This window comes from Nocardia acididurans (genome assembly GCF_016741815.1).
GTDB lineage: Bacteria > Actinomycetota > Actinomycetes > Mycobacteriales > Mycobacteriaceae > Nocardia > Nocardia acididurans.
Genome location: NZ_JAERRJ010000002.1, coordinates 542,334 through 557,523, shown reverse-complemented (window position 1 = coordinate 557,523; position 15,190 = coordinate 542,334). Strand labels below are relative to the sequence as shown.

The following is a 15,190-nucleotide window of genomic DNA, read 5'->3' as shown; positions in this document are numbered from 1 at the left end:
GGATCGAACATCCATGGTGCTGAGAGTGCCTGGTCCGGACGAGCAGACAGGGGCGGCTACGACGGTGAGCGCGGTAATGGCTGATGATCAGGACGTGCGCAGGGGAGAAGTGACGCGGGTCGCGGCCCGTGAGGTGATCCGCCCGAATCTCGACACCTTCGGATTCGCCGAGATCAAGCGCACGGCAGTCATTGGTTCGGTACTGAGCGGTTCGGTCGTGAAGCGGGTGGTCACGCAGGGGCTGCGGCCGTCGAAGCGGCGGCGCGCCATGGCCGACGGCATGGTGGACGGATTCGAGCATCTGGGCCCGCTGTTCGTGAAACTGGGCCAGCTCATCGCCTCCTCGCCCGGAGCCTTCCCCCGCGAGTTCGCCGACGCCTGCCTGCGCTGCCTCGACGATGTGAAGCCGTTCTCGGCGGCCGAGGCCAAGGCCATCATCGAGGCCGATCTCGGGAAGCCGATCGCGGAGCTGTTCCTGTCCTTCGAGGAGCAGCCGCTCTCGGCGGCGTCCATGGCGCAGGTGCACGGCTGCGTGCTGGCCGATGGCCGGCCCGCCGTGGTGAAGGTGCAGCGCCCCGATATCGCGCGCCGCATGATCGTGGATCTGCGCGCCGCGCTGCGGCTGGCGCAGTCGCTCGAAAAGCGTTCGGAGAACGCCCGTGTCGCGAACGCGCAGGCGGTGGTGCGCGATCTCTACGAGGGCACCGTCGCCGAATTGAACTTCCTCATCGAGGCCGACAACCAGTCCCGCGCCCGCGAGAACCTGACGCTGTTCGGCGACAATACGAATGTCGCTGTCCCCGAGGTCTATTGGGATTACTGCGCGCCCCGCGTGCTGTGCATGGAGCGCATGCGCGGCATGCCGCTGGACCGCTTCGACGACATCCGCGCCGTCCATCCCGAGCCGGAACTCCTGATCCGCCGCCTGGTCAAGGCCTGGATGGAAAGCGTTGCCGTGCACGGCCTCTTCCACGGCGACGTGCACGCCGGCAACCTCTGGCTGCTCGACGACGGCCGCGTCGCCATGCTCGATTTCGGCATCGTCGGGCGTATGGAGGCCGAATGGCGCGATTTCGTCCGCGCCCTGTTCTACGCCTCGTCGATCGACAACGACTTCCGCCCCGTGGCCCGAGCCCTCCGCAAACTCGACCTGGTCTCCGACGACAGCGGTGACGACGCCACCATCGGCCGCCAGCTCGCCGTGGCGCTGGGCCCGGTCCTGTCCGGCAGCCTCGACAAACTCGACCTCGGCGTCGTCTCCGCCCGCCTGCTCGAATTCGGCAAGCGCCGCGGCGCGTCCGGCCCCCAGCAGTTGATCCTGATGGGCAAGCAGCTCGGCTACTTCGAGCGCTACGCCGTAGCGCTGGCTCCCGGCTGGAAACTCGGCCGCGACCTGTTCCTCTTCCGCAATATCTTCCCCACCGAGGTCGCCGCCAAGCTGGCCGCCGACGGCGGCGAACTCCCCGCGGACTGAGCCGATGTCCTATACCGGCCGGAAGCGCCGGGCCCAGCCGTCCGGGTCCGGCAGCCGTTCGCCGGTGGGGACGGTCCAGCAGGCGGCGAGCAGGTCGTAGCCCTCGCGGATCAGGCTCGCGTGCCGGGGCCAGCGGGGTTGGGTCCACTCGGGGTCGTTGTGCAGGGAGTCCAGGGCGGCGCGCATGCCGCCGGTGAGTTCGTACTGCAGATCGCGCCGGAGTTCGGTATTGGTCGTATCCACCGGATGGGTCCGCAGGGTGTCGACGAGAGTCAGTGCGGCGGAACGGATTCGGTTCTCGGTCCAGGTGAAGGTGCGGCGGTGGGCGTGGGTGAGCACGAAGTGCAGGGCGAAGAGCGCCACCAGCACGCCCACGGCCGTCTCGATCAGCCGGTCGGACATCAGGGTGGTGAGCGGTTCGGTGGATGTTGCCGCGCCACCGGCGAACAGCGCCACCGGCGTGATGAAGACGGCGGCGATGGCGTAGTTGTTCGCGACGAACAGTTCGATGCCGAACAGCAGGAGCGCGAAGACCGCGATGAGCGCGTAGCCGGTGGGGGAGAGCTGCATCAGCAGCGCGAAGACGCCCAGGCCCACGGCGGTTCCGGCGAGGCGCTGGATGGCGCGCACCTGGCCCTGGATGCGATTCGGCCCCGCCTGCAGCACGATGAGCGCGGCCAGCAGGGCCCAGTGCGGGCGCGCGGAACCCAGCAGTCCGCCGACGAGTCCGGCCAGGGCACAGGCGATTCCGACGCGGACGGCCGTGATGACCGCGTGCGCGTCCCAGGACAGCGGTCGGCGCAGCCGGTATCCGAGGGCGGGCCGGGCGAGCGGAAACCGTTGTCCCTCGGTGAGTTCGGCGGGGTCGTCCTGCGGCAGCGTCGAGAGCTCGTGATGTGCGGTCAGCAGTTGATCGACAAGTCGTGATCGCGGCTCGCGATCCACCGGCCCCGAATCATAAAGCGCCGCCCACGCATTCGTGATGGCATCGCCCGCGGTATGCCGTCCCACGGTGGTGGCGACGCCCTGTGCGTGCGCGGCCGTGTACGCGTCCACCGCCCGCACGGCGGTCTCCACTGCCATCCGTTCCGGCCGCTGCGGATCCCGCAGCGCTCCTGCCATGGACGCGAGCAGCGACCCGCCCACGCCCAACGCCGTGCACGCCAGTATCGTCGTCCCCGGCACCCCTCCGGCGACCGCGGTCGCCGCGCCCGAACAGACCAGCACGAAGAACAGCGCTCCGGGCGGCCCCAGCCGTGCCGCGTCGAATACGTACACGGCCACCACGGCGAGCACGACCAGCACCCCGAACTCGAGCGCCCGCGCCACGATTCCGCTTCCCGCCAGCACCTCACCCAGCAGTGCGCCGATGCCGGTGGCGGCCAGCAGTCCCGCTCCCGCCGCCAGCACCACGGCCCAGCGCACCCGATACGGCCGTCCCTCCCCGTACAGCACCGCGAACGCCCCGAACGAGACGAAGAACGCGGCCCCCGGATGCCCGGTCACCACCACCAGCACGGCGGGCAGCACGAATGCCGCCACCGATCGCACGCCCGCGTCCCACCGCGCCCCGACCGGTCCCACCCCGAACAGTCCCGCCCGCACCCCGGCGACCCGCGGCGCCTCTTCCCGATACCCGCCCGATGAACCCTCATTCAGCTCCGCCACAAGACTTCGATCATGCCAGCCGACCGCCTCCCGGCTGGATGCGGGACGTTTGCTGCGGTTATGAGGAACAGCGGGTTTCGGGACAGCTCAGCCGTCGGCGGCGATGACGCGGGTGGCGATCAGTTCGGCGATGACGAGGGCCCAGACCGCCACGGCGACGATGAGCAGGAGTTTTCCGGTGGTGTGGAGTGCGTGGATGCCGGTGGCCGCGCCGGTGGACATGGCGGCGACGGCGGTCATGCCGAGGGGGAAGACGGTGGCCCAGCGGCGGACGTTGTAGCCGGGGCGGAAGCGGACGAGTTCGGCGGTCAGCAGGACGACGTAGATGAGGAGGTTGGCGGTGAGCAGGACCAGGGCCGTGCCGCGCAGTGCGGTGTGGTCGGCGCCCGTCCACCGGTGCCAGGCAACCAGTTTCGAGGCGGCCAGCGCCGAGATCGCGAGCGCGCCGGTGAACACCCACTGATCGCCCTCGCCCCGCCAGATCTGCGTGAAATCGAAGTGGACCAGCGCGGCCACGTAGAGGATCAGGCCGAGCAGGAACAGCATCAGGGCCGCGGGCATGAGCCCATCGGCGACGTCCTCGAGGGCGAGGGTGGCGGTGAGGACCGACAGGCCCTGTGTCGCGACGCAGACCAGGAACGCGGCCCCGGGCATCCGGCGGTGCCAGTGCCGGATGACGGTGATGAGCAGAACCGGCCAGGCCGCGACGGCCACGATCAGCAGCAGCACCGCGACGGCATGCCAGCCGAGCAATGCCAGCCGGGTGCCGAGCACGGTGGTGGCCGCCACGGCGGTCAGTGCGGGCGGTGTGACGGCCTCGGCGCGCCAGCGGGAGCGATCGAACAGCAGCCCGTAGCCGAAGTCGGCGGCGAGGACCAGCCACACGATGGCGGCGAGCGCCAGAAAGATCTTCGAGAGGACATCGTTGCCGGTCAGGTGCAGGCCGACGGAGATGATCCCGGTGGCCATGACATACGCGCCGACGGCCGGGGAGAGGTTTCGCCACCACTGCTGCACCATGCTGTCATCCTCACAGCCGCCCCAGTGGGTGCGCCAAGCAACGCGCGGGCAAATTCTCGTCTCCACGGTGAGCCGTCCAACGCCCGGAGCCGATCGCCCGCATTCGCTGCCGGGTACCGGCGAACAGTCGGCCGTCCGCCTCTGAGGGCTCAGAAGTCTATGCCGTGCTGCAGGGAAGCGACTGTGCCGTCGAGGGTTTCGTACAGCGCCCGCAGCGACTGATCCGCCCCCTGAATCCAGTGATCGAGCCCCACCCCCAGCGCCGCGAAGCAGGCCGCCGCGGCCAGCTGTGGCCGCAGATCGTCGGTGGGCAGCCCCGCACGCCGCGCGAAATGCTGTGCCAGCACATTCCGGCGGCTCACCGCGCCGGTGAAATTCTCCTGGCGCAGTGCGGGATTGGTGATCAGCAGGTGTCGGGCCCGTCGCGCGGTATCGGCCTGCGCCCGTCGTTTCTCGGAATCGGTCTCGTCGAGGACGAAGTCGCGCAGGGCTTCTCGCAGGGCCGTGAGTGCGGATTCCTCGGTCGGCCGACGGTCGAGCGCGGCCAGCAGGTAGGCGATCAGATCTTCCTCATGGCTGAAGACGACCGCGGCCTTGGAGGGGAAGTGCCGGTGGAAGGTGCGGCGGGACACCCGTGCGGCATCGGCGACCTGTTGCACGGTGGTGTGCTCGTACCCCTGCTGTTCGAACAGCCGCAGGGCCGTATCGATCAGTTCCCGGCGGACCCGGGTCTTCTCCCGCTCGCGTAGCCCCACACCCTCCGTCATGCCCCGTCCTTCGTCGTCCATGTCACACGATGTGGTGTCTCTATGTGACACTTCAGAGGATAGCGTGGTATCAAATGTCTCAAAGTGACACCAAATTTCTGTGAGGACGCATGACCCGACGCGCAGTGATCACCCTGGTCTCGACCGCCCTGCTGGCAACGGCTCCACTCGCGGGCAGCGCCGTCGCGGATCCGCCGCCTGCCGCGGGCGCGCCGGGCACGGTCGTCTCGAACGAGGCGCTACCCCGGCACCTGTGGCTGGACGGCGCCGCGTCCGCGCGCCGGCTGACCTACTGGACCCAGGATTCCGACGGCAACCCGGCCCTGTCCACGGGCGCGATCTTCGTCCCGGCCGGCACTCCGCCGCCCGGCGGCTGGCCGGTGGTGTCCTGGGAGCACGGCACGGTGGGCGTCGGCGACGACTGCGCGCCCTCGACCGCGGGCCGGTCCCCGCGCGACATGAGCTACCTGGGCACCTGGATGAAGCAGGGGTACGCGGTCGTCGCGACCGACTACATCGGCCTCGGCACCCCGGGCGTGCACGCCTACCTCGACGGGCGCGCCGAAGCGCACGCCGGGATCGACATGGTCCGCGCCGCCCGTGCCGTCGACGATTCCCTGGCGTCGCGGTGGGTGGCCATCGGCCAGTCCCAGGGCGGTGGCGCGGCCGTCTTCACCGCCTCGCTCGCCACCCGCTACGCCCCCGAACTCGACTACCGGGGCGCGGTGGCCACCGGTCCGGCTTCCAATGTGGTGGAAGCGTTTTCGCTGATCGGCCCGGCCGGTCCGGCCATCAGGTCCGCGCATTTGACCGCCTATGCCACCTACGTCCTCAACGGTCTGAAGGCGGCCCGCCCGGCTTTCGATCTGGACAGCTACCTCAGCCCGGTGGGACGGGATCTGGTCTCCGACGCGCAGACCCTGTGCTTCACCCCGCTCGCGGATCGCGCCGAGGGCGTCACCGTGAATCAGCTGTTCTCCCGGCCGCTGGCGGAGGGCGATTTCGTGGCCACGGCCCGTCCGGTGATGGATGTCCCGATGTCGGGCTACGATCGCCCCCTGTTCATCGGCCAGGGCACCAACGACTCCGATGTCCCGTTCCCCATGACCGCCAAGCTGATCGCCGATCTGGAGCTCAACGGCGTCCGCCCCGAGGCGCACATCTATCCCGGTAAGGATCACGACGGCACCGTCTACGCCTCGCAGCCGGACAGCATTCCTTTCGTGGCAAGGCTTTTCGCCTGATACCGCATCGATCGCGGACCGGCTCAGCGTCCCCCGGGCGGCGGCCCGCCCGGCCCGCCGCCCGGGGGACCGGCCGCCACACTGTCCGACTTCGCGGCCACGCCGACCGTGATGGCCGTAGTCAATCCCGTTGCGGGACTGCCGGTTACGGTGGCGAGCTCGGCATCCCACCCGTCGCCGAACACATTGTCGGAGGCGAGGGACACCTTCGACATGTTCGTGGTGCTCTGCGCGTATCCGGAGTCGTAGGCGTACACGCGCTCGCACACGTCCTCCGGTAGCGCGATCTGTGACGTGAGCCGGGCGTTTCCGCCCGCCACCGCTGTCTCGAGAGAGTCGAACACCTCGAAATGGATGTGCGGCCAGCGCCCGTCGTAGCAGGCCGGGAAGATCGAGGTATAGGTGAGCTTCCCGTCCGCGTCGGCCACCTGCACCCCGCGCAGATAGTTCTGATCGGTCACCCCGCCGCTGTAGAGCGAGTACCTCCCGTCCCGATCCGCGTGCCAGACGTACACGGCCATCCCGCTGCCCGCGGCCCCGTCCCGGGTGAGATCGCGCAGCGACAGCGTCAGCGTCATGGGAACGCCCTGCGCCACACCGGAATACGACCCGAAGCTGCCGGTGATGTCGGACCGCACTATCCCGGATTCGATGAGCACATTGGGTCCGTTCGACCCGTCGCCCGGGTACGGTCCGGCCGTCTCCTGCGGCGCTGCCGCGACCGTCCCGGCTCCTGCGGCGCTGGTCGTCGTCGTGGACGCCGCGCTGTTGCCGCCGGTGGAGTCACCGGAATTCGTGGCCGCCGCACATCCCGCCGCGGCGGTGGCCAGTCCTGCGAAGCCCAGGAACGACAGTGCCCGCCGCCGCGACATCACCCGCAGATCGTGGGCCAGTCCGAGATCATGTTCGTGCACCTCACCGGTGTGCCTGCCGGTGCCGCTCATCCGCGGCTCCTTTCCTCGACGCTGTTCATCGACTGCGACGGTAGGGGCTCCGCTGTCGACCGCCCTGGGCATGCGCTGGGAGTTCCCTGGGAGCGCCGTGTCACGTGTGCGCCGTGGGTCCCGGCGGGGCAACGGCCTGAACGGGACACTACGCCGTACGAGGGGTGGTTATCGGCGGGCTCGGCCGGAATTTGACTGAGACACGGCATCAGCCCGCAATTCAGTGGGTCTTTAGATTGCGGATCTGTTGCTGAACGCCGCTGTGGGCGTGGGTCATTCGCTGGTGGCCGGACATCTTTCACCAACCCGACCGGTTGGTCAAGGGTTTGGCTGAATCAAGTGAAGACTGACACGTCAGTCGGAAAAGTGTATTAGTGTCTGGGTCGCCCGGTACGGGGCATTGCAGTGGGGCATTGGGGTACAGGCATTGGTCGATAAAGTCATTCGGGGGCCGGAACCGCTCGTGCGGGAGGTCACCGAGTTCGTTCTCTCGGGATTGCGCACGTTCGGGCGCACCCTGCAACTCGCGGTAGCGGCGTTCCGCTACCTGATCACCGACATCGTCGGGCTCAAACATCCGTGGCGCGACACCGTGGCGCAGGGCTGGTTCATCGTCTCGGTCACCGCGATTCCCGCTGTGCTGGTGGCGATTCCGTTCGGCGTGATCGTCGCCGTCCAGGTCGGCAGTCTGACCCAGCAGGTCGGCGCGAGCTCGGTGTCGGGCGCGGCCGGCGGGCTGGGGGTGATCCGCCAGGGCGCGCCCATGGTCACCGCACTGCTGCTGGGTGGCGCGGCGGGTTCCGCCATCGCCGCGGATCTGGGCGCGCGCACCATCCGCGATGAGGTGGACGCGTTGCGCACCATGGGAATCGATCCGGTGCGCCGCCTGGTGGCGCCGCGGCTGGCGGCCATGATCGCGCTGACGCCGCTGCTGTGCATGCTGATCATTTTCATGGGCGTGTTCACCGGCTACGTGATTGCCGTCGGCTTCCAAGGGGTTACGCCGGGCAGCTATCTGTCGGCCTTCTCCGCCTTCGCCAAGATGAGCGACCTGTGGGTCGCGATCGTGAAGTCGATCATCTTCGGCATCATCGTGCTCATCGTGTCCTGTCAGCGCGGCCTGGAGGCCGCCAACGGGCCCAAGGGCGTGGCCAATGCCGTGAACGCGGCGGTCGTGATCGGCGTGATCTCGGCCTTCGGGGTGAATCTCGTGATCACCCAGCTGGTTTCGATGTTCCTTCCAACTCAGGTGGGTTGATGACTCAGGTTCCAGCCCGCTATCAGCCGCTCGGGGCGGCGGGGCGAGCGGTCGTCCGTTCGGCCGATGCCCCGATGACGGTTTTCGAATCACTCGGGCACCAAGCGACTTTCGTCTACGAGGTACTGGCCGCCATTCCGCACACGCTGCGGGTGTACCGGCGCCAGACCATGATCATTCTTTCCGACATCACCTGGGGCAGCGGCGCGATCATCGTGGGCGGCGGCACCGTGGCGGTGCTGGCCTTCCTCGGCATCGCGGTCGGCGGCTCCATCGGCGTGGAGGGTTTCACCGCGCTGAACATGGTCGGCATGGGCCCGCTCACCGGGTTCGTCTCGGCCTACGCCAATACCCGCGAGATGGCGCCCATGGTGGCGGCCATCGGTTTCGCGGCGCAGGCGGGGTGCCGCATGACGGCCGAGATCGGCTCCATGCGCATCTCCGAGGAGATCGACGCGCTCGAGGCCATCGGCATCCGCCCGATGTCGTTCGTGGTGACCACCCGCGTGATCGCCGGCGTCATCACCATCGTGCCGCTGCACCTGCTCACGCTGATCCTGTCGTACCTGTCGTGCGCGACGGTCGTGAACGTGCTGCACGGGCAGTCCTCGGGCACCTACTACCACTATTTCGACGCCTTCCTGCAACCCGGTGACGTCATAGCGTCCCTGGTCAAGGCGACGATCTTCGTCATCGCCATCATTCTCATCCACGGCTACCAGGGCTTCTACGCCACCGGTGGGCCGGAGGGCGTGGGCCGGGCCTCCGGTCGGGCCATCCGCGCCAGCCTGGTGCTGGTGGTCATCCTGGACATGATCCTCACGATCGTGATCTGGGGCCTGGATGTCGGCATCAGGATCTCGGGGTAGATCATGGGCGTTTTTCAGGATCATTCCGGGCGCGCCGCCGGCAAGTGGGCGCTGCGCCTGCGCGGTGTGGTGATGGCCGTGGTCATCGTTCTGGTGACCGTGCTCGTAAGTTCTTACGCACGAGGCTCTTTCGCGGACCGCTTCCAGCTGACCGTGGACGCCGCCACCCTGGGCGAGGGTCTCGCGCCGGGGGCGGAGGTGAAGTTCCGCGGTTTCGCCATCGGCACCGTGCGCGAGGTGGAGACGGTCGGCTACGGCCATCAGCGCATCGAGATCGAGATCGATCGCCGCCAGGCCGACGCGCTCACCGACGACGTGACCGCACGCTTCACCTCGTCCAACGTATTCGGTTCCAGCGCCATCGAATTGGTGGCCGGAGCGGGTGGCGCGAAACTGCGCGAGGGTGCGGTGCTCTCGATCGGCGAGAACGCCACCAACGCCACCGTCGCCGGGGTCTTCCGGCGAGCGGCCCGGCTCACCCAGGTGCTCGACTCCGACACCGTGCGCAGGCTTTTCGACCTCATGCTCGACAATGCCGACAGTCTCGGCCCGGTGCTGTCGTCGTTCTTCGAGACCGCGCGCCTGCTCGCCGATGGCCAGCAGGCCCCGCTCGCGCACTATCTGGAGATCGGCCGGGATATGACCGGCGCGTTCGCCGACCTGACCCCGTCCGCGGGCCGCGCCATCCTGGCCGTGCTCGAACAGGCCGCCTACTTCGGTGACCCCGACAATCGGGCCCGCACCAATAAGGCCACCGATGGCGTGGATCAGACAGTGCTGATCGGCATTTCGGATCTGCTGGCCGTCAACAATCCGGATCTGGAGAAGATCCTGAGTACGGTGCTGGATCTGGCGGTGCCGATCAGCGCCTCCATCGGCACGGTCGCCCCGGCCTACAACCGGATCCCTAACCTGTTGCGCGCCATCGACGGCGCGTTCCCGGTGGTCGACGGCCGGGTGCAGCTGCAGGTCGAGCTGATCGCGAAAACCATGCCGTACCTGGCAGATTCACTGAACGGGGGTGCGCGGTGAACGCCGGTCTCGGAAAAGCCGCCGCCAAGCTGGTGGTCTTCCTGCTCGTGGTGGGCGCGTGCTCGGTCTTCATCGTGACCGCGCTGCGCACCCCGATCCCGGGGGAGAAGGTCACCTACGACGCGGTGTTCACCGATATCTCGGGCCTGTACGCCGGTGATTCGGTGCGCATGTCCGGTGTCGCGGTGGGCAAGGTCGAAACCGTGGAGCTGGACGGCGCACAGGCGCGCGTGCGGTTCACCGTCGACCAGGATCGCCCGATCTACGACAACACCAAAGCCGCTGTGCGCTACCAGAACCTGATCGGCCAGCGCTATGTCGAGCTGCTGACCGACGGCCCGGCGGGCGTGAAACTGGCTGCGGGAACGACCATTCCGGTGGAGCGGACGATTCCCAGCTTCGATGTGTCCAAGCTGTTCAACGGTTTCAAGCCGATGTTCGAAACCCTGGATCCCGCACAGCTCAACCAGTTCGGCACCAACCTGCTGCGGGTGCTGCAGGGTGACGGTTCCGGTATCGGCCCGGTGCTGGCGGATCTGGACACGCTCACCAAGAACGCCCGCGGCAGCGAGGCGGTGATCGTGCTGCTCATCCGCAATCTGGGCCTGGTGTCGGAGGAGATCGGCGGCAAGTCGCAGGCGGTGGGTGATCTGGTGCGCCAGCTCTCGGCGATCCTGAGTCAGTTCACCTCCAAGACGCAGACCATTCTGACCGCCATCGACAATGCGAATGCCACACTGCTGCCGCTGATTCCGATTCTGGAGCAGGGTCAGGCCGCCTACGACACGGCCTACGGCCCGATCGACGGCCTGCTGCGCCGGCTGGTGCCGCAGACCGATCAGCTCACCGAATTGCTCGCGCTCACCCCGCAGCTCGTCACCGGCCTGAACCAGTCGGTGCCGGGTGACGGCGTGCAGCCGCGAATTACCTGCTCGAACGGGGAGGCGGCACTGCCCGCCGTCGCGACCGCGATCCTCGCCAACCAGAACCTGGTGGTGTGCCAATGAAGGGATTGATCCAGTACTTCGGCGCGCTCATCCGCGACATCCTCGCGGGCCGCGGCGACCAAACCAGCCAATTGCGCTGGGGCATAGCGGGTGTCGTGGTCTGCGCGGTGGCGCTGCTGGCGGCGGGGACGCTGTATGTGATCCCGTTCGGACAGCGCACCTACATCGCCGACTTCAAGATCTCCGGTGGCGCGCGCGCCGGTGACGAGGTGCGCGTGGCCGGCATCAATGTCGGCAAGATCCGCGCGGTGGACCTGGTGGGCGATCACGTCGAGGTCAGCTTCACCGTGAATTCCGATGTGCGCGTGGGTGATCGGTCGGCGGTGGAGGTCAAGATGCTGACCCCCATCGGCGGTCACTACCTGGCGCTGAGCCCGGTGGGTGACAAGGACCTGGGGGAGAAGCACATTCCGCCGGAGCGCACCACCACCCCGTTCGAATTGAGCGACATCCTCGACCGGGGCACGCCGATCTTCGGTCAGGTGGACGCCACCACCCTGCGCGGCACCATCGGTGAACTGAATTCCGCGCTGGAAGGTCAGCCCGACGCCCTGCGCGGCGTGATCGGCAATGCCAACGAATTGACCGGCCTGCTCGCCCAGCGCACCGCGCAGCTCGACACCGCGCTGCAGGTGTCGGACGAATACATCGCCGCCATCGCCACCGACAAGGCCATGCTCGCCGATTTCGTCCGGCAGCTCGGCACCGTCGCCGATTCGCTCGGCAACCGCAAGGACGATGTGGTCTCGGTATTCAACCTGGTGAAACGCCTGCTGCTGGTGTTGCACCGGCCGATCATGGCCTACGGCGACAGCGTCGAGCCGACGGTCACGCAATTCGAGCAGCTGTTCTCGAAGGTATTCGAGGACCCGAATCGCATCGACACCGTGATCAATGGATTGCGCGATGTCATCACCAGATTGAACGGCCTGCTCGGCACCGAGGTGAAGGTCGCCGATCCGGCCGCCGGAGTGCAGGTGTGCATTCCCTACGAAGGTAAGGCGTGCTGATGAGTTGGGGTAGAGCGGCACTCGCCGCCGGGGTCGCCGCGGTCGTGGTGGGCACCGGCGTGGCGGGGGTGACCTGGGCGAGCCAGACGCGCAGCGCCGATCAGAACGTGTGCGCCGAATTCAAGGACACCGTCGGCCTGTACGAGGGCAACAGCGTCACCATGCTCGGTGTCGAAATCGGCACCGTTTCGAAGATCGAGGCACTCGGTGACCGCATGCGCGTCACCATGACCATCGGCGAGAAGTACACGCTGCCCGCCGATATCACCGCGGTCACCATGTCCAGTTCCATCGTGACCGACCGGCACGTGGAATTGAGCAAGACCTATACCGGCGGTGCGCGGTTCGACACCGCGACCTGTATTCCGATGGACCGCACCAAGACGCCCATCGGCATCAGCGAGGCGCTCGACGCCATGGGCGTGCTGGCCTCGGATCTGACCGGCGGCAATGGGCAGCCCGACACCCTGCTCGATGACACCCTCACCGCGGCCAATCAGGCCATGAGCGGGACCGGGCAGCAGTGGAATCAACTGCTGCAACGGCTTTCGGCGGTGGTCGGTGATCCGTCGCAGCGGGATGTGGTGTTCCGCCGGCTGGTGGACAATCTGGATCAGCTCACCACCATGTTCGTGAGCAACTGGCCGGATATGCAGCTGGTGCTGGACAATCTGCGCGCCGGACTGCAGCTGATCGGTGAATTCTCCATGGAGTTCGCGGGCGCGGTGGATATCGCGGTGGAGTTCCTGCCGGTGCTGGCCCGCAATGTCGGCAAATACGATGCGCAGGTATTCGCGCTGCTGGATCAGGTGCTGCCGCAGGCCGAGCAGATGCTGGAAACCCATCAGGGCTCCATCACCGATCTGCTCTCGCAGCTGCCGCCGCTGGTGAATCAGCTTCCGCAGGGTGGTGCGCGATGACCCGGGGACTCATGCGCACACGCGCACTGGCGAAACTGGTTCCGGCGATCACCGCGGTGGCGCTGCTGGCCGGTGGCTGTGGTCTCAAGGCCACCGATATCCCGATTCCGGGCACCTATATCAGCGGTGACACCTACACGGTCCGCATCGAATTCGGTTCGGTGCTGAACCTGCCCGACAAGGCCAAGGTGATCGCCGACGGTGTCGAGATCGGCATGCTCGAGCGTATCGATCTGATCGGCGGTACCGCCGTCGCCACGGTGGCCCTGCGGTCCGACGCCAAACTGCCCAAGACCACCACGGCGGAATTGCGGCAGAGCACGATTCTCGGTGACATCCACATCGCGCTGGAGGCTCCGCAGAAAACGGCGACGGCGTTCCTGGTCGACGGCGATGTGATCCCGGTGCAGCAGACCGTGCCCGCCACCAATGTGGAGGACATTCTGCGCGCGCTGTCGAATATCGTCACCGGTGGCCGGTGGGCCGATATCCAGCAGCTGGTGGTGGACGTGAACGCCGCGTTCCCCGCGGATCCGGCCGAATTGGATCGGATCAATGCCGCGGGCCGCAATGCCCTGAGCGATATGGCTTCCCACAATGCCGAGCTGAACGACATTCTGGCGGCGGCCCAGCGGATCACCGGCAAGCTGGAGGCCGGGCGGGACGCGGTGGACACCATTCTCGTGGCCGGTCCCGACCGCGCGGCGGGTCTGTCGGATGTGCTGTTCAATGTGGTGAAGCTGATCATCAGCGGTGGCGGGCTGGCCCGCAATGCCGGAGATCTGCTGCTGCCGCATGTCGGCGACTTCCGGACCATCGTGTCGATTCTCGCGCCCACCGCGGTCACCGTCGGCTACGCCGATCTGACCGTCGCCGAGAATCTGGAGACCTTCCGGACCCTGTTGCGGGAGAAGCTGATTCCGTTCCTCGCCGCACCGGATGTGCGGGTGGCGCGGGTCAGCGCCGACGAGCAGGCCGACCAGCTCGTCACCACACTGCGCTCGATTGGGATGGTGCCATGAAACTCTCACTGTCCGGACCGGTTTCGCTGGCGCTGCTGGCGGTGATGACGCTGGTGTGCGGTAGCTATATGGCCGTCGGCGTGCTCAATCTCGATCCGCGTCGCGAGAACAATACGATCACCGTGCTGCTGGATTCCTCGGGCGGTCTGATGCGGACCTCCGAGGTGACGCTGCGCGGGCTGCCGATCGGCAAGGTGCGCGAGATCAACGCCACCGCGAACGGGCTGGCCGTCAGGATCGAGTACGACGCGAAATACCGCATCCCCGTGGACAGTGTCGTGCAGATCGCGAACCTGTCGGCGGCCGGTGAGCAGTTTCTCGACTTCCGCCCCGAGACCACGGCCGGGCCGTATCTGGGTGACGGCGGCATCGTGCCCAAGAAACAGGTGCGCACCGCCACCACGGTCGGCGACGCGCTCGCCGAACTGGATGCGCTGACCGCGCAACTGGATCCAGCGAAACTGGCGCAGCTGGCCACCACCGTGGCCGAGGGGTTCGAGGGCCGCGACGCCGATGTCGCCAACCTCACCAACGCCCTGATCGGCACCGCGAATCTGTTGCGGGACAAGCGCGATGCCATCGCGCGGCTGTACTTCAACGTGCAGCACCTGGGTGACCGCTTCGACGGTCGCGCTCCGGTGCTGAGCGCGGCCGCCACCGATATCGACACCGGTATGCCGGAACTGCTGCACATCATCGCCGCGTTCCAGAACTACTCCACGGTGGGCGAGTTCATGTTCGACGATCCGATCGGACCGCTGGTCGACAAGATCGACGCCTACATTCAGCTGCTGGGGCCGGATCTCGGGCATATCGCCACCGCTCTCAAACCCTCCACCACCGTGATCAAACCGCTGCGCGTGGACGCCGGATCGATCGTCGATCTGCTGTCCACCGTATTCCCCGGCGACGGCACCGCCCACGTCGGCATCGACCTGCCCCGATAGAGAGAAGG

Annotated in this window: 14 protein-coding genes; 10 read left to right on the top strand and 4 right to left on the bottom strand. The window is 67.5% G+C overall.

What is annotated here, in order from left to right; genetic code table 11:
• Positions 1-76: 76 nt before the first annotated feature.
• Complete coding sequence (locus JK358_RS06925; protein ID WP_201944955.1) at positions 77-1,474, top strand: ABC1 kinase family protein; 1,398 nt, start codon at positions 77-79, stop codon at positions 1,472-1,474.
• A gap of 9 nt (positions 1,475-1,483) precedes the next feature.
• Here JK358_RS06925 and JK358_RS06920 read toward each other — a convergent pair whose 3' ends face one another.
• From JK358_RS06920 to JK358_RS06910, 3 genes are all read right to left on the bottom strand, one after another.
• On the bottom strand, positions 1,484-3,142 hold the full coding sequence (locus JK358_RS06920) for an FUSC family protein (RefSeq protein WP_307817352.1): 1,659 nt from the start codon (positions 3,140-3,142) through the stop codon (positions 1,484-1,486).
• Positions 3,143-3,229: 87 nt separating this feature from the next.
• The gene (locus JK358_RS06915) at positions 3,230-4,162 is read right to left on the bottom strand and encodes a tellurite resistance/C4-dicarboxylate transporter family protein (protein WP_201944954.1); all 933 of its coding nucleotides are present in this window, start codon (positions 4,160-4,162) and stop codon (positions 3,230-3,232) included.
• A gap of 149 nt (positions 4,163-4,311) precedes the next feature.
• Entirely contained in the window at positions 4,312-4,929 is a 618-nt protein-coding gene (locus tag JK358_RS06910) for a TetR/AcrR family transcriptional regulator (protein WP_201944953.1), read from the bottom strand.
• 110 nt (positions 4,930-5,039) lie between these two features.
• Here JK358_RS06910 and JK358_RS06905 point away from each other — a divergent pair, with 110 nt between their 5' ends.
• The gene (locus tag JK358_RS06905; RefSeq protein ID WP_201944952.1) at positions 5,040-6,173 is read left to right on the top strand and encodes a lipase family protein; all 1,134 of its coding nucleotides are present in this window, start codon (positions 5,040-5,042) and stop codon (positions 6,171-6,173) included.
• A gap of 23 nt (positions 6,174-6,196) precedes the next feature.
• Here the strand turns inward: JK358_RS06905 and JK358_RS06900 are convergent, their stop codons facing one another.
• The gene (locus tag JK358_RS06900; RefSeq protein ID WP_201944951.1) at positions 6,197-7,117 is read right to left on the bottom strand and encodes a dioxygenase family protein; all 921 of its coding nucleotides are present in this window, start codon (positions 7,115-7,117) and stop codon (positions 6,197-6,199) included.
• A gap of 370 nt (positions 7,118-7,487) precedes the next feature.
• Between JK358_RS06900 and JK358_RS06895 the strand changes: the two genes are divergently transcribed.
• From JK358_RS06895 to JK358_RS06860, 8 genes are read left to right on the top strand one after another with little or no spacing between them, the layout of a single operon-like run.
• Complete coding sequence (locus JK358_RS06895) at positions 7,488-8,375, top strand: MlaE family ABC transporter permease (protein ID WP_372440639.1); 888 nt, start codon at positions 7,488-7,490, stop codon at positions 8,373-8,375.
• Entirely contained in the window at positions 8,375-9,244 is an 870-nt protein-coding gene (locus tag JK358_RS06890) for an MlaE family ABC transporter permease (protein WP_201944949.1), read from the top strand. The genes JK358_RS06895 and JK358_RS06890 overlap by 1 nt, the downstream gene beginning before the upstream one ends.
• 3 nt (positions 9,245-9,247) lie before the next feature.
• A complete protein-coding gene (locus JK358_RS06885) occupies positions 9,248-10,276 on the top strand; it encodes an MlaD family protein (protein WP_201944948.1) in 1,029 nt (342 codons plus the stop codon).
• Positions 10,273-11,283 carry an MlaD family protein gene (locus JK358_RS06880; protein WP_201944947.1) on the top strand — a complete coding sequence of 337 codons (1,011 nt, stop codon included), beginning with the start codon at positions 10,273-10,275 and terminating at the stop codon, positions 11,281-11,283. Before JK358_RS06885 ends, JK358_RS06880 begins: the two co-directional genes overlap by 4 nt.
• A complete protein-coding gene (locus JK358_RS06875) occupies positions 11,280-12,293 on the top strand; it encodes an MlaD family protein (RefSeq protein ID WP_201944946.1) in 1,014 nt (337 codons plus the stop codon). Before JK358_RS06880 ends, JK358_RS06875 begins: the two co-directional genes overlap by 4 nt.
• Positions 12,293-13,213 (top strand): MCE family protein, encoded by a 921-nt coding sequence (locus tag JK358_RS06870; protein ID WP_201944945.1) that lies wholly within the window; start codon positions 12,293-12,295, stop codon positions 13,211-13,213. The genes JK358_RS06875 and JK358_RS06870 overlap by 1 nt, the downstream gene beginning before the upstream one ends.
• The gene (locus JK358_RS06865) at positions 13,210-14,235 is read left to right on the top strand and encodes an MlaD family protein (protein ID WP_201944944.1); all 1,026 of its coding nucleotides are present in this window, start codon (positions 13,210-13,212) and stop codon (positions 14,233-14,235) included. The genes JK358_RS06870 and JK358_RS06865 overlap by 4 nt, the downstream gene beginning before the upstream one ends.
• Positions 14,232-15,182, top strand: coding sequence for an MlaD family protein (locus JK358_RS06860; protein ID WP_201944943.1), 951 nt, complete (start codon positions 14,232-14,234; stop codon positions 15,180-15,182). Before JK358_RS06865 ends, JK358_RS06860 begins: the two co-directional genes overlap by 4 nt.
• Positions 15,183-15,190: the final 8 nt, after the last annotated feature.